Origin of the sequence: Saccharopolyspora gloriosae (assembly GCF_014203325.1) — a bacterium.
Taxonomy (GTDB): Bacteria; Actinomycetota; Actinomycetes; order Mycobacteriales; family Pseudonocardiaceae; genus Saccharopolyspora_C; species Saccharopolyspora_C gloriosae.
The window spans coordinates 5534806-5554366 of the sequence record NZ_JACHIV010000001.1; the positions used below are offsets into that span (position 1 = coordinate 5534806).

The following is a 19561-nucleotide window of genomic DNA, read 5'->3' on the forward strand; positions in this document are numbered from 1 at the left end:
CCGTGGTGACGGTGTACGAATTCCTGCGCCTGGTGGTGACCAGCGCGCAGTCTCGCGCGGAGTTCACCGCGGAACCGCGGGCCTTCCTGGATCAGGCGGGACTGCACGAGCTCAGCAATGCGGACGTGGTGCACGCCGCCTCCTTGGCGCTCGACCACGCGCCGGTCGAGATCGTCGACGAGTTCACCAAGGCCCTGCCCCCGGGCCTGGTCGAGCTCGCCGCCGAAGGCCACGGCGTGCCCCTCTCCGACCTGATGCCGTTCCTCCCGAACGGCCCCGACGACATGGAGTCGAACATGGCAACCCCGGAGATCTTCACCTCGCTCGGCGACGTCGAGGACATGCTGACCCCGACCGCGCGCACCACCGACGCGGAGTCCGCGGACAACAGCGGCAACAGCACCGAGATGTCGCGCAGCGAGGACACCACCGCCTCGGACAACCAGGTCGGCGCCCCCGTCGGCAACGGCAACGAGGTCGGCCTGGTGGGCGACATCAACACCGGCGACATCAGCGGCCTGACCGGTGACCTGAACGCGGGCAACGTCGCGGGCAACGGCGTCACCGACGTCGTCGGCGGCCTGGAGGACACCGTCGGCGGCGTCCAGGGCGGCGACCTGACCGGGCAGCTCTCGGACCTCACCGGCGCCGGCGACCTGACCGGTGGCCTGCAGGACCTCGGCGGCGTGAACGGCGGCGACGTCACCGGGCAGCTCGAGGACGTCACCGGCTCGCTGCCGGTGGACGACCTCGTCGGCGGAGTCGGCGGCGTGGCCCCGATGGCGGACCTGACGGCCCCGCTGACCGGCGCCGACGGCCCGGTCGGCGGCGTCGAGGGCACCGTCAGCGACCTGACCGGCGGCCTCGGCATCTGATCCCGGCGACACGGGGAGGCCACCGGGCGGCGCGCGCCGTCGCCCGGTGGCCTTTTTCGCGAGTGCCCGATTTGCACTGTTCCTGAGCGAATCGGCGTTTTCGCCCATCGCGCGGCCGGTCGGCACCGAACACCAGGAGGGGAATGAGCGGGTTCGTGGCAGCCGGTGCGATGACCGGCCGGACGGGAGGGTGCATGCGGCAGCCCCGGCACACCGGGGGACGGCAGGTGGACGACCTCGACGACCTGCTGCTGAGGGTGGGCGCGGGCGAGCTGCGCGCCTTCGAGCTGCTCTACGACCGGACGGCGGCGCTGGTGCACTCGGTGGCCCGCGACGTGCTCGACGACGAGCAGCAGGCGGAGGAGGTCACCCAGGAGGCGCTGGTCGAGGTGTGGCGCACCGCCGCCCGCTACCGGCCGGAGCGCGGTGGCGCCGTGCCCTGGCTGCTCACCGTGGCGCACCGGCGCGCGGTGGACCGGCTGCGCTCGGTGCGCTCCGCGCGGGAGCGGGAGGCGCGGTTCGTTGCGCGGTCGCACGAGACGGCGCACGACTCCGTCGTGGAGGCGGTGCTCACCCGCGGCGAGTACCGCCAGGTGCGGCGCTGCCTGTCCACGCTGACGGCGCTGCAGCTGGAGGCGGTCGCGCTGACCTACTACTGCGGGCTGACCTACCGGGAAGCGGCGCAGCGCCTGACGGCCCCGGCGTCCACGGTGAAGACCCGCCTGCGCGACGGCCTGATCCGGCTCCGGGACTGCCTGAACGCCCAGCGCTGATCTTCGATCGGCGACGGCGCGGCCGAGCCGATCACCGGCGGGTTCTCGCGGGGGGGGCGGCTGCGCTCCCGTTCGATCTCGGGGACCGTCCGGTCGGTGGACACCGGCATGCTCGCGATTTCCTCGATCTCGCAACGAGAAGACCGCACGGCACGAGCCGCAGCGGACGGTCACGTCCCGCCCTCCCACGCCAGCATGAGTTCGGCGTAGGACGGCGAATCGGCCAGCAGCTCGGCGTGGGTGCCGAGCCGGGTGCCGTCGCCGTCGAGCAGCAGCACCCGGTCCGCGCGCCGCGCCGAGGCGAGCCGGTGCGCGATCACCACCAGCACCCCGCCGCGCGCGGCGAAGGCGCGTTCGGCGCGGGCCTCCGACGGGCCGTCGAGGTGCGCGGTGGCCTCGTCGAGCACCACGATCCGCGCCTCGCTCGCGTGGACCCGGGCCAGGGCCAGCAGCTGCCGCCCGCCCGCGGACAGCCCCTCCCCGCCGTGCCGGACCGCCCCGTCCAGGCCGCCGAGGTCGCGCACGAGCTCTCCGGCGCCGACGGCGGTGGCCGCCGCCAGCAGGTGCTCGTCGGGGGCGGCCGGGGCGAGCAGCGCCAGGTTCTCCCGCACCGTCCCCGCGAACAGGTACGTCTCCTGCGGGGTGAAGGCGATGAGCCGGTGCCGCCGCGCCGGGTCGAGCTCGGCGACGGGGACGCCGCCGATGCGCACCTCGCCCCCGGTCGGCTCGGTGGTGCCGGTGAGCAGCCCGGCGAGCGTGGACTTGCCGATGCCGCTCGGGCCGATCACGGCGAGGTGATCGCCCGGCCGCAGGTCGAGGTCGAGGTCCCGCAGCACCGGTTCGGCGTGGTCGCCCCAGCGGTGCGTCAGCCCGCGCGCTTCGACGTCCCCGCCGCGCGGTTCGCCGCGGGGCCGGTCCGGTTCGGCGCCGGAGCTGATCTCGCCGAGCCGGTTGAGCGCCACCATCAGCCGCAACAGCACCGATCCGGTGGTCGCGGCGAGTCCGTGCAGCGCGGGCTGCAAGGTCGCGGTCACGTACACCAGCGCCCCCAGCACGGTGCCCGCGGTGAGGCGCCCGTCCGCGACCGCCGCCGGGGTGATCGCCAGCACCAGCACCACGGGCAGCAGCCCGCCGCCCCCGATGATCAGGGTGCGCAGCGCGGTCGCCGTGGACATCCGGACGGCGGCCCGCGCCTGCTCGTCGATCGCGGCGCGCACGGCACCGGTCGCGGCGTCCTGCGCGCCGCAGGCGACGACGTCGCGCAGCCCGGTGAGCACCGCGCCCGCCTCGGTCGCGGTGCGCTCGTCGGCGAGGGCGAGCTCCCGCTGGCTGCGGGCGAGCGCGGGCAGCAGCCCGCAGAACAGCAGCACCGCCAGCAGCACCGGCGGGGCCACCGGCCACAGCAGCAGCGGGTCCAGCGCGGCGACACCGGCGAGCGCGGCGGCGACGGTGACGAGCAGTCCGCGGGCCTGGACCAGCAGGCCCGCCGTCGCGTCCCGCACGATCTCGACGTGCTGGGTGATCCGGGCGACGCCCGCCGCGTCCGGTCCGCCGCGCGGCGGCGCGGTCTCGTGCAGCACGTCGCGCACCACCCGCCGCACCAGCGAATCCCGCAGCGGTTCCACGATGACGCCGATGCGGCGCCACACGAACCGGACTCCGGCGGCGCCGAGCACGGCGGCGGCGGCGAACGCGAGCAGCCAGGCCGCGCCGACGTCGAGCCTGCCCGCGCCGAACCCGTCGTCGACGGCGTTGCGCACGAACGTGCCGGACAGCAGCGCGGGCAGCGCCTCCAGCGCGGAGCAGGCCAGCAGCACCGCCCAGCCGCGCCAGTGCCCGGCGAGGGCGCGCCGGTAGTCGGCGGCGACGCTCACCACGTGGCTCCTTCCGCGAACACCGCGCGGTAGTCCGGGTCCGCCCACAGCTCGTCGTGCGGGGCGGTGCCGCGGATCCGGCCGTCGTCGAGCCACACCACGAGGTCCGCGCGACGGGCGGTGCCCGCCCGGTTGGTGACGACGATCCGGGTCCGGCCGGGCAGCGCGGCGGCCATCGCGCGTTCCGCGCGGGCTTCGGTGACGGTGTCGAGGCCGGCCGTCGCGTCGTCGAGCACCAGCAGCCGCGGCTGCCGGGCCAGCGCGCGGGCCAGTCCGAGGCGTTGCGCCTCACCGCCCGACAGCGGCGCGTCGGCGAGCCGGGTGAGGTAGCCGTCCGGCAACCGGGTCACCAGGTCGTGCACCTGCGCGGCGCGGCAGGCCGCGGCCACGTCGACCTCGTCGGCGCCGTAGGACACCGCGGTCGCCACGGTGCGGCCGAGCAGCACCGGCCGGGCGAAGGCGATGCCGACGGCTCCGCGCAGCGCGGCCGGAGCGAGTTCCGGCAGCGGCACCCCGTCGAGCAGCACCCGGCCCCGGTCGGGCGGGCGCAGCCCGCCGAGCACCGCGGCGAACGTGGACTTGCCGGACCCGGAACGCCCGGCCACGGCCACGACGGTGCCCGCGGGCACGAGCAGGTCGATCCCGGTGAGCGCGCCGCGCACCGCGACGCCGCTCACCCGCACTTCGCCCGGACCGGGCGGCAACGGCCGCACGCCGACCGGCTCCGGCGTCGTCCGGTGCACTTCGGCGATCCGCACCGCGCAGGAGCGGGCCCGCGACAGGGCGGTGAACAGCGCGGACTGCCGGAGGATCCCCATGCCTGCGCCGGCGTAGCCGAGCGCGGCGAGCACGTCGCCGACGCTGAGCCGGCCGCCGAGGACGCCGACGCCCGCGGCGCCGAGCACCGCGATCTGCACCAGCGGCAGCAGCAGTCCGGCGCGCCACATCATCCGGGCCTGCGTGCGCCACGTCCCGGTACCGGCCGCGCCCAAGCGGTCCAGCGGGCGCAGCACCCGGTGCACCTCCTGCTCGGCGACTCCGGTGGCGGCGATGGTGCGCAGCCCCGTGACGGCGTCGAGCAGCCGCGCGCCGAGCTCTCCGGAAGCCTCCTGGTAGGCGAGCAGGTCGGCGGCGGTGCTGCGCACGTGCGACCGGGCCAGCAGCAGCGCGGGCGGCAGCGTCAGCAGGTAGACCAGCGCGATCCGCCAGTCCAGCAGCGCGAGCGCGACGAGGGCGCCCGCCGACAGCAGCGCGGCGGTGCTGATCTCCACGAGGGTCGCGGTGATCTGGCCCGCGCCCGTGCAATCGCCGGTGATGCGGCTGACCGAGTCGCCCGCCGCGAACGGGCCGCGGTGGCCGACGCGCACCAGGTGGTCGGCGAGGCCCGCCCGCAGCCGGGCCGTGGTGGCGGCGGTGATCCGCGCCGACAGCAGCGTCGCGGCCACCCTGGCGAGCACTCCGCCGCCGCCCAGCGCCAGCAGCACCAGCACCGGGCCGACGGCGCCGCCGCCCCCCGAGACGACGGCGTCGACGGCCCGCGCCAGCGCCTCCGGCACCAGCAGCGCGCACCCGGTGGCCGCCAGCGCGGTCAGCGCGAGCAGCACCACCGACCAGCGCCGCGCCCGCACGGCCACGAGCAGCACGCGGTCCTCGTTCACCATCGGGAGTTCCTCCCGACCCGCGCGTCCGACGCGTGCACCGCACCGCCGGAACGCGCCGGAGGCGAACGCGTCACGGCCGCCGTCACCGGATTCCCGCTCACGGTCTGGTTCCCCTCACCGGGCTCGTCCACGACCACTCTCCGCACCCACCTCCTGCTTCGGAACTTCACCCGACCCCGGAGCAATTCCGCGGGAAATGGCCGCACACCAGCGGAAACGGGTTCACGATCGTGGCGGTGCGCACGGGCAGCACCGGGCGCATCGGGGATCACCCGTCACCCGGGGTGTGCGATTTCGCGAGAAATCTCGTGAGTTGTCCACAACGCACGGATTCGTCCGCAGGTGTCCCGGATCGTGGGCGGGCTCGGGATTTGCGCCACCGCCCCCTGGGCGGGAGCACGATGCCGTGCCAAGCTCCACGTGGGAGCGGCGCACTTGGACTGCGCCGCTCCCACGCTCGGGCTCAGTTGCAGGTGAGCACGCTGACCGTGCTGTTCGCACAGGCCGCCAGCAGGCTCAGGTTGCTGCCGTTGTCGCCGCCGCCGTCGCCGCCGCCGAACGAGGCGTCCTGGTGCGCGTCGAGCTCCTGCAGCTGAAGAACCATCTCCATGGTCGTTCCCTTCCTCGTTTACCTCGCTGTCCGGACGGTGTTCCGCCCGGCGTTCGTGGGTGCCGCGCCAGCCGCGCGGCACGGTTCTCAGTGCGCCGTTCCCGGCTCGGCGCCGAAGAACGGCAGCACCCGGCCGTGCCCGTCGAGCACGGCCGCGACGGTGCCGAGCACCCCGGCCCCGCCGGTGGCGACGTCCGTCGAGAGCCGCAGCAGCTGGTTGCCGGGCATCGCGATGCCGCCGTCGCCGATCGGCAGCGCGTGGACGCCCAGCGCCGCCAGGTGGACGCCGATCGCGTCGGCCCAGCCGGGGTCGGGGCTGCGCCGGTGCGCGGCCGCCAGCGCCGCGAGCAGGCCGCAGCGGCCGAACAGCAGGCCGGGGTGGATGACGAACTCGCCGAGGCAGGCGGAGAGCAGATCTCCCTGCCACCGCAGGCATTCCGCCGCGGGGTGGCGCCGCGCGAGTTCCTCCGCCACCAGGGCGATGCCCGCGCTGCCCACGCCCGCGTAGGGCAGCGTGCGGACTCCGCCGTCGCGGACCTGCAGGCCGCCGTCGTCGGCCCGCACGCATTCGTCGAGGTCCCGCAGCAGGGCCTGGTCGGCGAGCTCCAGCCAGCTCCGCTCACCGGTGGCGTCGTGGAGGTGGGTGAACAGCAGCGCCGGTCCCGCCCAGCCGTCGAGCAGCCCGGCCCGCCCGACCTCGCCCGGCGGCGGTGCCGCGGGCAGCGCCGTCGCGAGCCGGTCGCCGATGTTCACCGCGCGGCGCAGGAATTCGCCGTCTTCGCGCCGGTGCGCGAAGTGCAGCAGGTTCAGCGCGATCCCGGCGAGACCTCCGGCGTAGCCGTGGTCCTCGGTGCGTTCGGCGAGCCCCGCGGCGGCGTCGAGCAGGTCCAGCGCGGCGTCCCCGTGCCCCAGGTTCTCCAGCACGTGGGCGGTGCCGTGCGCGCCGTCGAGCAGGCCGGGGCGTTGCGGTGGCGTGCGCCGCACCGCGTCGAGCAGCCACTGCTCGTGCTCCGGGTAGCGCCCGGCACCGGCCACGTCCAGCGCGTGCAGCACGCCGGCCGCGCCGTAGGCGAATCCGGTGCCGCCGACCCGGAATTGTTCGATGTCGCCGGGGAAGAGCCGGTCGGCGCGCTCGGGAGTGGCGGTGCCGAGCACTCCCTCGGCGAGTCCTTTGCGGACGATGCCCCAGTCCGGTTCGCGCTGGTCCAGTTCGGTGGTCGCGGGCGCGACGCCGTCGGGCAGCAGCCGTTCGCGCAGCGCGTCGCCGTACTCGGCGGGCAGCTCGAAGCACCGGCGCACGACGGTGATGAGCGCGTCGAGCTTGCCGGGAGCCAGTTCCAGCAGCGGGTTCAGCGGCAGGAACACCCACAGCGCGAGCGCGGCCAGCGCGTGCCGGTCGACGTCGGCTCCGGTGACGCCGGGCGGCGCGCGGAAACCGGGGGCGCCGAGCGCGGGTCGCGGCGAGTCCAGGCCGAGCGCGGCCATCTCGAAGTCCACCAGCGCGACCGAGTCGTCCTCGTCGACCAGCACGTTCAGCGGGTGCAGGTCGCCGAAGACCACGCCGCGCCGGTGCACTTGGTCGATCAGGTTCCGGACCCGGTCCAGCAGCGCCAGCGCGCGGTTCGCGTAGCGGGTGCGGTCGTCGGCGGTGACGTGCCGCCGGGTCAGCGGGTAGTTCCGGGCCAGCCACGAGCCGAGCGACCGGCCGGGCATCGGCTCCATCGCCAGGAAGGTGTGCTCCCACACCGGGAACAGCTCGTGCGCCTCGGGAACGCCGTCGATGCCGCTGAGGTGCCGCAGCACCTCGTGCTCGCGGCGCAGCCGGGCCGGCGCGTCGGTGCCGTCGCGGTCCAGCCCGGCGTGCGGGCGGGCCTCCTTGAGCACCACGTCGGCACCGTCGGATTCCCTGGTCGCGCGGTAGACGCCGCCGCCGTTGGAGAAGTGCAGCGAGGAGGTCACCCGGTACGGCAATTGCGCCGGGTCGCCGTTCTTGCGCGCCGCCGAGTGGGGTTCGAGGAACTCCGGCAACCGCACCCAGTCCGGCACGGAGAATCCCGGCCCGCGCACGTCGGGAACGAGCACGCCGTCCGGGCGTTGCACGGCGGGAACCCTGCTTCCGCCGAGTTCCGCCCACCGCTGCTCGAATCCGCCGAATCGAACGTAGAGGGGACCGCCGCCGTAGCGCAGATCGCTCAGCACGTAAGGGCCTGCTTCACCGTCCAGCGCCGCGGAGAGTTCGACCAGAATGGTCCGCAAGTGCTCCTCGTCCACCGGGTAGGCGGTGATGAACTTGCCGCTCCCGGAACGCGGCGCGTATTTCGAGTTCCGCACCAGCAGCACGGCCTGATCGCGCAGGTGCTTGAACGCGACCCGATTGCGCAGGCAGTAATCACCGACGACGCGCAGCACTCGTTCCGCGTTGTCCAGCGTCGCCGAAACGTGCACCTTCCAACCCTGTTTCGGCAGCTCGACGCCGTCCGGTCGCAGCATTCGCCAGATCCCGAGCGAGCCGTCCCGCCAGTCCGAACCGTCGGGAATCGCCAGCAGCCGCACGTATTCGTCCCGGCCGTCGGATTCACCGGAAGAGCCGTTCTGCTCATCGTAGAAGAGCGGATCGGCGAAGCAGAACGCTTCGTACCGGAGATCCATGGCAGACCTTTCACCGAGCAACGATCATGACTTTTCCGCGACAACCCAGTCGGCACGACACTTCGCCGGTCGCCGTGAAATTTCCTCATGGCCACTGGAAAATGCCAACCCGCCGAACCAGTGATCACACTAGACTCAACGAGTGACTACTTAGGTCTCGTTACCGCAAAGTAGAACGCGAAGCGCCGAATCGGACGGCATCGCCAATCACTCGTTCGCCTGTAACGGCCGTCTTCCCAGGCGAAACGGTGCGACCGGAACTCCCCCGGCCGAATCGAATGCACGAATACCGGGAAACACCGAACCCGCGAAAATGCGTGCACGAGAAAGCGGATCGCACACCCCAGAAGTGCACGAGTCACCACGAAGCTGCACATCCGTGCATCAGTGCAACGCGCGTGCCGCCCGTCCGGCGTCGATCGACGCCGTCAGGCCTCTCCGCGCAACGCCGGACCGTCCTGCACGAAGGCATCGGCCAGCGAACTGCGCCAGTCCCGCAACGGGCTCAGCCCCGCCTCGGCCCACGCCCGCGGCGACAGCACCGAATAGCCCGGCCGCGGCGCGGGACGGGGGAAATCGGCCGTGGTGCACGGCAGCACCCGCTCCGGATCGGCCCCGATCTCCGCGAACACCGCGCGCGCGAACTCGAACCAGCTCGCCCGCCCGCCGTTGGTGCAGTGCAGCACCCGCTGCGCCGGATCGCGGCGCGCGGCCAGCAGGCCGGCCAGCTCCAGCAGCCCGTCGGCGAGATCACCCGTCCAGGTCGGCGCCCCGATCTGGTCGTCGACCACGGTCACGGTGTCCCGCTCCCCCGCCAGCCGGACCATCGTCTTGACGAAGTTCGCTCCCCCGGCGCCGTACACCCACGCCGTGCGCACCACCCAGGCGCGCTCGGCGGCCGCGAGCACCTCCTGCTCGCCCGCGAGCTTCGTGCGCCCGTACACCGCGCGCGGCCCCGTCGGATCGGTCGGCTCGTACGGGACGGTCGCGGTGCCGTCGAAGACGTAGTCCGTGGACAGGTGCACCAGCGGAACCCGCCGCCGCGCGCAGGCCCGCGCCAGCGCCGCCGCCCCGTCTACGTTGATCGCCGCGGCCAGCTCCGGTTCGCCCTCCGCGGCGTCCACCGCCGTGTGCGCGGCCGCGTTGAGCACCACCGGGCGCAGGTTGTTGTCCCGCGCGGCCTCGGCGAAGGAGTCCACCTCGTCCGAGACGTCCTGCGCGTCGCGGATGTCCAGCTCGGCCGAGCCGGGCGCGTGCACCAGCCCGGCGACGCCCTTCGCCCGGCGCTGCAGCTCGCGGCCCAACTGGCCCCGGCCACCCGGCACCAGCAGCGCGAGCTCGCCGCGGTCCGCCGTGCTCATCCGGTGACCAGCGCGCCCGGCTTCAGCGGCTCCCACCAGGCCCGGTTCTCCCGGTACCAGCGGATCGTGCCGGCCAGGCCCTCGTCGAAGTCGACCGTCGGCCGGTAGCCCAGTTCCGCGCTGATCTTCGCGTGGTCGACCGAGTAGCGGCGGTCGTGGCCCTTGCGGTCCGCCACGGGCCGCACCATCGAGGCGTCCGCGCCGAGCTCGGTCAGCAACCGCTCGGTCAGCTCCCGGTTCGTCAGCTCGGTGCCGCCGCCGATGTTGTACATCTCACCCGGCCGCCCCGATTCGGCGACGAGCTGGATGCCGCGGCAGTGGTCGGTCACGTGCAGCCAGTCCCGCACGTTGCCGCCGTCGCCGTAGAGCGGCACCTGCTTGCCGTCGAGCAGGTTCGTGATGAACAGCGGCAGCATCTTCTCGGGGAACTGGTACGGGCCGTAGTTGTTGGAGCAGCGGGTCACGCAGACCGGCAGCCCGTGGGTGCGGAAGTACGCGCGGGCCAGCAGGTCGGAGCCCGCCTTCGCCGCCGAGTACGGCGAGTTCGGCTCCAGCGGGTGCTCCTCCGGCCAGGAGCCCTCGTCGATGGAGCCGTAGACCTCGTCGGTGGAGACGTGCACGAACTTGCCCACTTCCGCGGCCAGCGCGGCCTGCAGCAGGGTGTCGGTGCCGACGACGTTGGTGAGCACGAAGTCCGACGCGCCGAGGATCGACCTGTCCACGTGGGACTCGGCGGCGAAGTGCACGACCACGTCCACGCCGCGCATCAGCTCCCCGACCAGCGCGGCGTCGCAGATGTCGCCCTGCACGAAGCGCAGCCGGGGATCGTCGGCGACGGTGCTCAGGTTCGCCCTGTTGCCCGCGTAGGTGAGCTTGTCCAGCACCACGACCTCGGCGTCGGCGAACTCCGGGTAGGCGCCGCCGAGCAGCTGCCGCGCGTAGTGCGACCCGATGAAACCGGCACCACCGGTGATCAGAACTCGCATGACACCTTCCGCAAGTGGTGGGCCGGACCAGCGGATCCGGCCCCGGGGCGGGGTCTTCGCCGAGCAGTCTGCCACGTGGGAAACCGGGGAAAGTACGGTACCGAACCACCCTCGGTGATCAGACGTGTCCAGCGATCGAGTGACGCCGATGGTCCCTCCCGCGCGCAACCCCATCGGTAGATCACCGTTAGCCTGCACGGTGACCCCGCCGAAAATCACCCCGGCGAGGTGTAACGCTCGCAGGCAGGCCCAAGGAGGATTCGGCGTGGACGACCGGTCGCGACGGCCAGGTGGCCCACCAGGGCAGCCGGGCAGGCCCGTCCCCCCGCGCGGGCCGCAGGGCGGCCAACCCGCCCCTCCGGGCAGGCCCCGGCCGGGCGGACCCGCATCCGCGGGACGGCCGAGCGGCGGCGAACCGCGCCGCCCCGCACCCCCCGATCGGCCCGCACAGCCCGAAGGCCCCGCCCCGGCGGGCCGCTCGGCATCGCGGCGCTCCGCGGGCGACGGGCCGCGCAACCCCGCGGCGCCCCCGGCACCGCCGCCGCCGGACGACTCCGACGGCCCCGGGTCATCCCGCCGCGCCAGCACCATCGGCCGCACCGTGGTGGCGCTGCTGTCGGTCCTGGTGCTCGGCACCACCGGCTACGCGTGGGGCGCGCTGCGCAACCTGAACAACGGCCTCTCCGGCAGCGACGTCATCGGCAGCGGGTTCAACTCACCCGACGGCGCCACCGACGTGCTGCTCATCGGCAACGACAGCCGCACCGACGCCGACGGCAACCCGCTGCCGAAGGACGTGCTGGAGTCGCTGCGCACCACCGATGACGAGGGCGGCGACCTCACCGACACGATGATCCTGATGCGCATCCCCAACGGGGGTCAGCGCGCCAGCGCCGTGTCCTTCCCGCGCGACACGATGGTGCAGCTCGGCAACGGCTACGGGGAGCAGAAGCTCAACTCGGCGATGGGCCGCGCGAAGAGCGACGCCCGCGCCCGCCTCGAATCCGAAGGCGTCACCGACCCCAAGCAGCTGGAGCTGCAGTCCAAGGCCGAAGGCCAGAAGTTCCTGATCAAGACCATCGAGGAGCTGTCCGGGGCGAGCATCGACCACTACGCCGAGGTCAACCTGCTCGGCTTCCACGACATCACCACGGCCGTCGGCGGCGTCGACGTGTGCCTGCTCGACGACGTGGACGACAGCGACTACTCCGGCGCGGTGTTCAACGCGGGCCCGCAGACCGTCGCGGGCGCCGACGCGCTGGCGTTCGTGCGCCAGCGCCACGGCCTGCCCCGCGGCGACCTGGACCGCGTGGTGCGCCAGCAGGTGTTCATGTCCGGTCTGGCGGGCAAGATGCTCTCCAGCGGGACCTTGAGCAACCCCACCAAGCTCAGCGGGCTGATGGAGGCGCTGAAGAAGTCCGTGGTGCTCGACCAGGGCTGGGACGTGGTCGACTTCGCCCAGCAGATGTCCGGCATCGCCGGTGGCGACATCGACTTCCAGACGATCCCCATCGAGCTCGTCGGCGAATCGGGCGCCGAGGACGTCGAGGCGAACCCCCGCGAGGTCAAGCAGTTCGTGGACAACCTGCTGCTGCCCCCGGAGGAGCGCCAGGCCAAGGAGCAGGCCGCGAAGGCCGCCGAGGAGCAGCGCAGCGGCACCAGCGTCAGCGTGTTCAACGCCTCCGGCAAGACCGGTTTGGCGAGCGAGGTGCTCAGCACCCTCAGCCAGGAGGGCTTCTCGCAGGGCGGCAGCTCCAACGCCGACTCCATGCCGAGTTCGCTGGTCTACCACGCGGCGGGCGACGAGGCCGTCGCCCAGCAGGTCGCCGACTCGCTCGGCGGGCTGCCGCTGAAGGAGAGCAGCAACCTCTCCGCCGGTTCCGTCGAGGTGTACCTGGGCAGCGATTACGCCGGTCCCGGGACGCAGAACTTCGCGGGCGGCAAGCAGATCCGGCTCGACGGCGGCAGGCAGGCCGCTCCGCGCCCCGCTCAGCAGCAGCCGGGCGGACCGGACCAGCCGATCAACGCCGGTGGAGTTCCCTGCGTGAACTGACCGCAACCGCACGACCGATCACCCCGCCGAACCGGGCGCAACGCCGCCCGAGCGGCGGGGTGATCCGGTTAAGCTGGATCAACCTCGTGATCGGCCCGCTGTCGGGGTGGGCCGTCGCGGACGGGCCGCTGCATCGGGGGAGGAAGCGTGGCCGACGAACAGGTTCCGCGGGACGCGGACCGGCCGGCCGAACCGGCCTCGGACACCTCCGGGCCACCCGGAAGACCCACCCGCCGGCGCCGGGGACGGCGACTCGCGCGGATCACCGGTCGGACGCTGTTCGCGCTGCTGTCGGCGGGCGTGCTGGTGATCACGGCCGCGGGGTGGACCGCGCTGGACCGGCTCAGCGGCGAGGTCGGCAGCGCCGAAGTGCTCACCGAGACGCCGGACGCGCCGCCCGCCGACGACGGCGCCACCGATCTGCTGCTGGTCGGCAACGACAGCCGCACCGACGCGCAAGGCGAACCGCTGCCGCTGGACGTCCTGAAGGAGCTGCGGACCGAGAGCACCAGCGGGCTCAACACCGACACGCTGATCCTGCTGCGCGTCCCGCACGACGGAGCGCAGCCGACGGCGGTGTCGCTGCCGCGCGACACCTCGGTGGCGATGCCCGGCGGTGGCACCCAGAAGATCAACGCCGTGTACGGCCTGGCGAAGGCCGCCGCGGCGCGGCGCGACTCCGATTCGGGGGCCGACGCCGAGCGGCGCGCGCAGCTCGCGGGCCAGCGCGCGCTGGTGCAGAGCGTGCAGGGCCTCGCCGGTATCCGGGTGGACCGGTACGCCGAGGTGAACCTGCTCGGGTTCTACGAGGTCACCGACGCGCTCGGCGGTGTCGAGGTGTGCCTGAAGCAGGCGACCTCCGACAAGGACTCCGGCGCGGACTTCACCGCCGGGCGCCAGACCATCTCCGGCGGCGACGCGCTCGCGTTCGTGCGCCAGCGCCACGGCCTGCCCCGCGGCGACCTGGATCGGATCGTGCGCCAGCAGGTTTTCATGGCGGCGGTGACGAACAAGCTGCTGTCCACCGGGACGCTCACCGACCCGGCGAAGCTCGCCGGGCTGCAGGACGCGGCGCGGCGCTCGGTGGTGCTCGACCAGAGCTGGGACATCACCGCGTTCGCCGCGCAGATGCAGGGACTGGCCTCGGGCAGCGTGCGGTTCATGACGCTGCCGGTGCGCTCGGTCGGCGACCGCGACGAGCACGGGCAGAGCGTGGTCAAGGTGGATCCGGCGCAGGTGCGCGACTTCATCGCGGGCCTCGTCCCCACCGCCGGTGTCGGCGGGCGGCAGGCGCTGGACCTAGACGGCACCGCCCAGCGCCAGAACGCGGCTCCCGCACCGTCCGCGGCCATCACCTCCACCGGCATCCCCTGCGTGAACTGACCGCACGTTCTTTCGGAATGGCCTGCGTAGGGGTCGGGTGGCGGAACCTCAGCTGCTTCCTCGCTGCGGGATCTTTTTCCCAAGTGGCTCCGCCACGAGGGAAAAAGCCGTCCTCACGAGGAAGCAGCTGAGAACCCGCGGGTGGTCTTCTTGCTCTGGCTGGTCACTGCTCAGCGGCTTCGCCGCTGACAGGACGCGGAGCAAAAGATCATTCTGAAAGGACTCCTGAGCCGCCCGTCCGGACCCGCGCATAGGGTGCGGGCATGAGCGTTACGCAGGCATTGCTCGCACCGATGGTCGCCGCGGGATCGCCCCGACCGTTGATCACGCACTACGACGACGCCACCGGCGCCCGCGTCGAACTCTCCAGGGCCACCGTCGCGAACTGGGCGGCGAAGACGGCGAACTGGCTGGTCGACGAGTTCGACCTGGAGCCGGGAGCGCCAGTGTCGGTGGCGCTGCCCGCGCACTGGCAGACGCTGGGCGTGCTGCTGGGTTCGTGGTGGTGCGGAGCGCACGTGGTCGACGCGCCGAAGGGCGCCGAGGTGGCGTTCGTGCCTGGATCGGCGATCGAGTCGGGCGCGGGCGCGCACGTGGTGGCCGCGGTGGGGCTGGACGCGATGGGCGGGCCGGTGCGCGGGCTGCCCACCGAGGTCGTGGACTACGTCTCGGACGTCCGGGTGCACGGCGACGACTTCGCGCCGCGCAGCGCGATCCCGGGCAGCGCACCGGCGTTGCTGGGCGCCACGGTCGACGAAGTGCTCGGGACGGCCGCCGCGCGCGCGACCGAACTGGGCATCGGCCCCGGGGCGCGCGTTCTGTCCACGATGGACTGGACGTTGCCGGGCGGCGTGCTCGACGGGCTGCTGTCGGTGCTGTCGGTGCAGGGCTCGCTGGTGCAGGTCAGCAACCCGGACCCGGCGAAGGCAGAACAACGCAACTCAAACGAAAAGACGACCTTCGTCTTGGACGCCTGAATTCCCTCCGAGCTCGGCCTGCTTGGGGGCCGGGTGGCGGAACCTCAGCGTTCTTCTCGCTGCGGGATCTTTTTCCCAAGTGGCTCCGCCACGAGGGAAAAAGCCGTCCTCGCGAGAAGAACGCTGAGAACCCGCGGGTGGTCCGGTTGCGTGCGTGGTCGCTGCTCAGCGACTTCGTCGCTGACAAGACAATGCTAAGAAGGCTCGCCGACACGGCCGGTCCTCGATCGGTCCGGTCTCCGGCTGCCACCTGGCCGGAGAGCGGACCGGTCGAGCCGGGTCGCCGCCTGCGCGGAGTGGGCCCGGCCGCGGGGCTCGGCCGCCGCGGGGGCTCACCTCACGCGTCGACGGTCTCCCGGTGCGGTGCGGCGTCGCGGTTCTGGAACAGGCCCTGCAGCGTGTACTTCGTTCCGCTGAAGCCGAGGGCGAGGCTCGTCGCGGCGAGCACCAGCACGTATTCGAATCCGCCGTCGGTGGCGAAGAATCCGCTGCCGAGATGCGCGGTGACCAGCGCTCCGAGCATGACGGCGGCGAGCAGCACGCCCGCGACGGGCATCAGCACTCCGAGGATCAGCGCGAGGCCGCCGAGCAGCTCGACCAGCGCGGTGAACCAGGCCGCTGCGGCGGGCAGCGGGATGCCCATCTGCTCGAAGCCCGCGCCGACACCGGAGATGCCGTTGAGCACGAACTTCTGGTACGCGTGCAAGACGAAGGTCACGCCGACGACCAACCTGGCCAGCAGGATCGTGACGTCGCGGAGACGGTGCTGCATCAGCTCACCTTTCACAAACGCTCGGGGTATCGGCGCTCCAGCATATACGTGAACCTTCAAATAAAAGCCCGCGAGACGTCGCTCACCCCGCCTGCGCCCCAAGTTCGCCCGGACGCCGGTCGACGAGATCACCCGAACGCCGCAGCTCACCGCACCTACCCAAAGTAAGATACTGATGAGTAGCATCGGGGCGTGCGTGCAGACGAGACCTTGTTCCACCGTGACGGCGACCTCTTCGTGCCCACCGAGGCCGCGGGCAACCCGTGGGGCGAGCTCACCGGCGGCGGCCCGGTCGCCGGACTGGTGGCGCGCGCGGTCGAGCAGACCCTCGACGAACCCGACCTCTTCGTCGCCCGGCTCACCGTCGACCTGCACCGACCGGTGCCGCGCAACGGCATCGCCGTGGCCACCCGCACCATCCGCAGCGGCAAGCGGCTGCGGATCGTCGAGATCACCCTCAGCCAAGGCGGCACCGACGTCACCCACGCCACGGCGCACGTGCTGCGGCGCAGCGAAGCCGACGGCGAACCCGAGGTCGAGCGCACGCCGTTCGCCGGGCCCGGCGACCTCGCCGAGACCTCGCTGCTGCCGAGCGGCCTCGGCCTGCGGTGGGGCGTGCACGACGTGGTGCAGGTCCGCTGGGTGCGCGACCAGTTCTCCGGCTCCCCCGCCCAGGCCTGGATGCGGATGCCGCTGCCGCTGATCACCGGCGAGCGGACGAGCCCGCTGTCGCAGGTCGCGATCCTGGTGGACTGCATCAGCGCGGGCAGCCCCATCGGCACGCTGTTCGGGCCGTGGATCAACAGCGACATCACCCTGTACCTGCACCGCGAACCCGACGGCGAGTGGCTCGGCATGGAGATGGACCGCACCGTCGAAACCACCGGCATCGGCGTGACCCGCGCCCGGCTGTTCGACGAGCGCGGGCCGATCGGCACCGCGCACGAAGCCGTCCTCGCACACCGGCTGGGCTGAGCTCGCACGGCCCGCGCGATCCGGGAACGAGACGGTCCTCCCGTTGCAGATCGCATTTCACCCCGCGCATTCGTTACGTGACTAGTACTTATTTCACCGAATGGGGTCATCCTGGAGCCGGAGGCATTGTGCCCCCTCCGGCCACCTAGCAGTGTGATCGTCGGCATGAATCCATGCCGACGAACCCGCTGCGGAGGCATTGATGGACGAGCAGCTCACCTCGGAGAACTACGAAACTCCCACCCTGGTGGAAATCGTGGAATTACCCGAGAGCTCCTCGGTTAATTCATTCCCGACGTGCTCGGTGAACCGAACCGACCCAAGAATGGAATGAGCATGCGCCACCATCAATCAGGGTGGATCACCCTGCCCGACGTGCCGGGCCTGCACAAGGTGGTCGACCGATTCTCCCCGCAAGGCCGCATCGTGCTCCCGCACGACTCGGGAAATCCGTGGCTGGTAGGCCATTTCCCCCTCGACGACCTGGTGCCCGCGTCGCTCGGCCCGGTCCGGGTGGCGCTGCTGGGGCACTGCCCGATCGACGCCACCAGGCTCGCGGCCCTCGTGCGCGGGCTGCGTTCGATCACCGACCTGGACTCGGTGCTGCACCGGCTGCCGGGCGGCGTGCACCTCGCCGCCTCGGTCGGCGGTGCCGTGCGCGTGCAGGGCGGGATCTCCGGGCTGCGGCAGGTGTTCCACACCCGGGTCGACGGCGTGCCGATCGCCGGTGACCGCGCCGACCTGCTCGCGGAGCTGGCCGGCACGGGCATCGACGAGCACGCGCTGGCGCTGCGAGTGGCAGCCGGCCCCGTCGGGCCACCGCTGGACGAGCGCACCGCGTGGTCCGGGGTGCGGGCCGTGCCGCCCGGTTCGTACCTGCGGATCGAGGCCGACCGCGCGCACCAGGTGCGCTGGTGGCGCCCGCCGGAACCGGACGTCCCGCTGCGGCGCGGCGCGCGGATCACCAGGGAGGCGCTCGACGCGGCGGTGGGCCACCGCGCCGAAGGCCGTTCCGGCGCGGATCTCTCCGGCGGAATGGATTCGACCTCGCTGTGCTTCCTCGCCGCCGAGCGGAATCCGGAACTGGTCACGTTGAACCGCCGGGAATCCGACGCCGAAAACGAGCACGGCAGGCTCGCCGCCGAATCCGCCGAACAATTGACCGCCGCCGAACACCTCGTGCTGGAGCCCCGGGAGATGCCGTCCGCATTCGACGAACCCGGCATCGCGATGGACCAGGAGCAGCCGTCGCCGCTTTTCCGCGGCCTCGCCCGAATTCACCGGTCCGGGGAGTTCTTGGCCGAGCACGGCGTGCACCGCCAGCTCGCCGGTTTCGGCGGCGACGAACTTTTCCACGGGCCGCCCGGATATCTGCATTCGCTGCTGCGGAACCGGCCGGTGAAAACGATTCGGCAGCTGCGCGGTTATCGCGCGCGGCACCGCTGGCCGCTGCTGCCGACGGTGTCGGCGCTGTTCGCCGCGCACGACGTGTCGCACTGGTGGCGGGAGCAGGCCGACCACCTCACCGCAGCGCCGCGCGCGGCGCTGCCGCCCGCGCTCGACTGGGGAGCTGCACCGCTGCGCGCGGCCCCCTGGGCGAGCGCGGAGACCGTCGCCGCGGCCCGTTCGGCGTTGCGCGGCGCGGCCCTGGCCGCCGAACCGCTGTCCGCGCATCGCGGGCAGCACCAGCTGCTGGCGGCGCTGCGCACGGCGGCACCCGCGCACCGCCAGCTCGCCCGGTGCTACGCGGAATCCGGGGTGCGGCTGGAACTGCCGTACTACGACGACCGGGTGGTGGAGGCGGCGATCGCCGTACGCCCCGACGAGCGGGCGTCACCCTGGCGGTACAAGCCACTGCTGGCCGAGGCCGTGCGCGGCACCGCACCGGACGCGGTGCTGCACCGCTCGGCGAAGGCGGGCGCACCGGGATCGGGGGTCGGCGCGGACGTGCACATCGGTTTCCGCCGCAACCGCAACGCGATCCTGGCGCTGTTCGCCGACTCCGAACTCGCGGTGCACGGCCTCATCGACACCGGTGTGCTGCGCAGGCACCTGCTGGCGCCGCACGTCGAACCGAGCACCCTGGTCGCCCTGGAGCACCTGCTGGGCTGCGAGACCTGGTTGCGCGGTGTCACCCGAGGCTCCGCTGGGAGGACCGATGCACCTGCGACTGCGTCCTGACGTCGACCCCACCGACGTCACCGACGGGACCGTGCTGCTCGACGAACGCACCGGCCGCCGCTGGCGGCTCAACCGGACCGGCACTCAGGTGCTGCGCGGCGTGCTGATCGGCCAGGACGCCGACCGCATCGCCAGCGAACTCGCCGATCGGCACCGCATCCCGGCCCACGTCGCCAGGCACGACGTGACCGCGATCGTCGAACGGCTGCGCACCGCCACCCTGCTGGAATCCACCGGCCAGGGCTGACGGGGCCGGGTGAGCGCCCGCGAACACGGGCGCTCACCTGGTCGTCGGGCTCCCGTCCAGCGCGTGCTGCACGGGCCGAGACCGAAGACGGGACCGCACTGCCTGTCTTGAGCGACGTCGTTGGTCGTTGTCCTGTCAGCGGCGAAGCCGCTGAGCAGTGACCAGCTTGAGCAAGCCGACCACC

Annotated in this window: 15 protein-coding genes; 8 read left to right on the forward strand and 7 right to left on the reverse strand. The window is 72.8% G+C overall.

Going from position 1 to position 19561, the window contains the following annotated elements:
• The first annotated feature begins 2 nt into the window (after nt 1-2).
• Both BJ969_RS24095 and sigK read left to right on the forward strand, forming a co-directional pair.
• Complete coding sequence (locus BJ969_RS24095; protein WP_184482348.1) at nt 3-875, forward strand: hypothetical protein; 873 nt, start codon at nt 3-5, stop codon at nt 873-875.
• Nucleotides 876-1069: 194 nt separating this feature from the next.
• Entirely contained in the window at nt 1070-1648 is a 579-nt protein-coding gene (gene sigK, locus BJ969_RS24100; protein WP_184482351.1) for an ECF RNA polymerase sigma factor SigK, read from the forward strand.
• Nucleotides 1649-1818: 170 nt separating this feature from the next.
• Here the strand turns inward: sigK and BJ969_RS24105 are convergent, their stop codons facing one another.
• The 6 genes from BJ969_RS24105 to rfbB all read right to left on the reverse strand — a co-directional run bounded on the left by BJ969_RS24105 (nt 1819) and on the right by rfbB (nt 10789).
• Complete coding sequence (locus BJ969_RS24105; protein ID WP_184482354.1) at nt 1819-3522, reverse strand: ATP-binding cassette domain-containing protein; 1704 nt, start codon at nt 3520-3522, stop codon at nt 1819-1821.
• The gene (locus BJ969_RS24110; RefSeq protein WP_184482357.1) at nt 3519-5183 is read right to left on the reverse strand and encodes an ATP-binding cassette domain-containing protein; all 1665 of its coding nucleotides are present in this window, start codon (nt 5181-5183) and stop codon (nt 3519-3521) included. Before BJ969_RS24110 ends, BJ969_RS24105 begins: the two co-directional genes overlap by 4 nt.
• Nucleotides 5184-5646: 463 nt before the next feature.
• Nucleotides 5647-5793 (reverse strand): SapB/AmfS family lanthipeptide, encoded by a 147-nt coding sequence (locus tag BJ969_RS24115; RefSeq protein WP_184482360.1) that lies wholly within the window; start codon nt 5791-5793, stop codon nt 5647-5649.
• Nucleotides 5794-5880: 87 nt separating this feature from the next.
• Entirely contained in the window at nt 5881-8442 is a 2562-nt protein-coding gene (gene lanKC / locus BJ969_RS24120; RefSeq protein WP_184482364.1) for a class III lanthionine synthetase LanKC, read from the reverse strand.
• A gap of 428 nt (nt 8443-8870) precedes the next feature.
• Nucleotides 8871-9803 (reverse strand): dTDP-4-dehydrorhamnose reductase, encoded by a 933-nt coding sequence (rfbD, locus tag BJ969_RS24125; RefSeq protein ID WP_184482366.1) that lies wholly within the window; start codon nt 9801-9803, stop codon nt 8871-8873.
• The gene (gene rfbB, locus BJ969_RS24130; protein ID WP_184482369.1) at nt 9800-10789 is read right to left on the reverse strand and encodes a dTDP-glucose 4,6-dehydratase; all 990 of its coding nucleotides are present in this window, start codon (nt 10787-10789) and stop codon (nt 9800-9802) included. The genes rfbD and rfbB overlap by 4 nt, the downstream gene beginning before the upstream one ends.
• 265 nt (nt 10790-11054) lie before the next feature.
• Here rfbB and BJ969_RS24135 point away from each other — a divergent pair, with 265 nt between their 5' ends.
• The 3 genes from BJ969_RS24135 to BJ969_RS24145 all read left to right on the forward strand — a co-directional run bounded on the left by BJ969_RS24135 (nt 11055) and on the right by BJ969_RS24145 (nt 15202).
• Entirely contained in the window at nt 11055-12842 is a 1788-nt protein-coding gene (locus BJ969_RS24135) for an LCP family protein (protein WP_343071576.1), read from the forward strand.
• Between the two features lie 147 nt (nt 12843-12989).
• On the forward strand, nt 12990-14225 hold the full coding sequence (locus tag BJ969_RS24140; protein WP_184482372.1) for an LCP family glycopolymer transferase: 1236 nt from the start codon (nt 12990-12992) through the stop codon (nt 14223-14225).
• Between the two features lie 263 nt (nt 14226-14488).
• Nucleotides 14489-15202, forward strand: a complete 714-nt coding sequence (locus BJ969_RS24145) for a TIGR03089 family protein (RefSeq protein WP_184482375.1) — start codon at nt 14489-14491, stop codon at nt 15200-15202.
• A gap of 337 nt (nt 15203-15539) precedes the next feature.
• Here the strand turns inward: BJ969_RS24145 and BJ969_RS24150 are convergent, their stop codons facing one another.
• Nucleotides 15540-15974, reverse strand: a complete 435-nt coding sequence (locus BJ969_RS24150; protein ID WP_184482378.1) for a DoxX family protein — start codon at nt 15972-15974, stop codon at nt 15540-15542.
• A 192-nt stretch (nt 15975-16166) separates the two neighbouring features.
• Here BJ969_RS24150 and BJ969_RS24155 point away from each other — a divergent pair, with 192 nt between their 5' ends.
• The 3 genes from BJ969_RS24155 to BJ969_RS24165 all read left to right on the forward strand — a co-directional run bounded on the left by BJ969_RS24155 (nt 16167) and on the right by BJ969_RS24165 (nt 19377).
• Entirely contained in the window at nt 16167-16949 is a 783-nt protein-coding gene (locus BJ969_RS24155) for an acyl-CoA thioesterase domain-containing protein (protein ID WP_184482380.1), read from the forward strand.
• Nucleotides 16950-17285: 336 nt separating this feature from the next.
• Nucleotides 17286-19130: an asparagine synthase gene (locus BJ969_RS24160; protein ID WP_184482384.1), complete on the forward strand. Its 1845-nt coding sequence runs from the start codon at nt 17286-17288 to the stop codon at nt 19128-19130.
• The gene (locus BJ969_RS24165) at nt 19108-19377 is read left to right on the forward strand and encodes a lasso peptide biosynthesis PqqD family chaperone (RefSeq protein WP_221315931.1); all 270 of its coding nucleotides are present in this window, start codon (nt 19108-19110) and stop codon (nt 19375-19377) included. Before BJ969_RS24160 ends, BJ969_RS24165 begins: the two co-directional genes overlap by 23 nt.
• The last annotated feature ends 184 nt before the right edge of the window (nt 19378-19561 follow it).

Excerpts from the sequence above, each read along its gene's own strand:
- sigK (WP_184482351.1), top strand. The coding sequence starts at position 1,070 with ATGCGGCAGCCCCGGCACACCGGGGGACGGCAGGTGGACGACCTCGAC.
- BJ969_RS24110 (WP_184482357.1), bottom strand. The coding sequence starts at position 5,183 with ATGGTGAACGAGGACCGCGTGCTGCTCGTGGCCGTGCGGGCGCGGCGC.
- BJ969_RS24115 (WP_184482360.1), bottom strand. The coding sequence starts at position 5,793 with ATGGAGATGGTTCTTCAGCTGCAGGAGCTCGACGCGCACCAGGACGCC.
- lanKC (WP_184482364.1), bottom strand. The coding sequence starts at position 8,442 with ATGGATCTCCGGTACGAAGCGTTCTGCTTCGCCGATCCGCTCTTCTAC.
- rfbD (WP_184482366.1), bottom strand. The coding sequence starts at position 9,803 with ATGAGCACGGCGGACCGCGGCGAGCTCGCGCTGCTGGTGCCGGGTGGC.
- rfbB (WP_184482369.1), bottom strand. The coding sequence starts at position 10,789 with ATGCGAGTTCTGATCACCGGTGGTGCCGGTTTCATCGGGTCGCACTAC.
- BJ969_RS24145 (WP_184482375.1), top strand. The coding sequence starts at position 14,489 with ATGAGCGTTACGCAGGCATTGCTCGCACCGATGGTCGCCGCGGGATCG.
- BJ969_RS24150 (WP_184482378.1), bottom strand. The coding sequence starts at position 15,974 with ATGCAGCACCGTCTCCGCGACGTCACGATCCTGCTGGCCAGGTTGGTC.
- BJ969_RS24160 (WP_184482384.1), top strand. The coding sequence starts at position 17,286 with ATGCGCCACCATCAATCAGGGTGGATCACCCTGCCCGACGTGCCGGGC.
- BJ969_RS24165 (WP_221315931.1), top strand. The coding sequence starts at position 19,108 with ATGCACCTGCGACTGCGTCCTGACGTCGACCCCACCGACGTCACCGAC.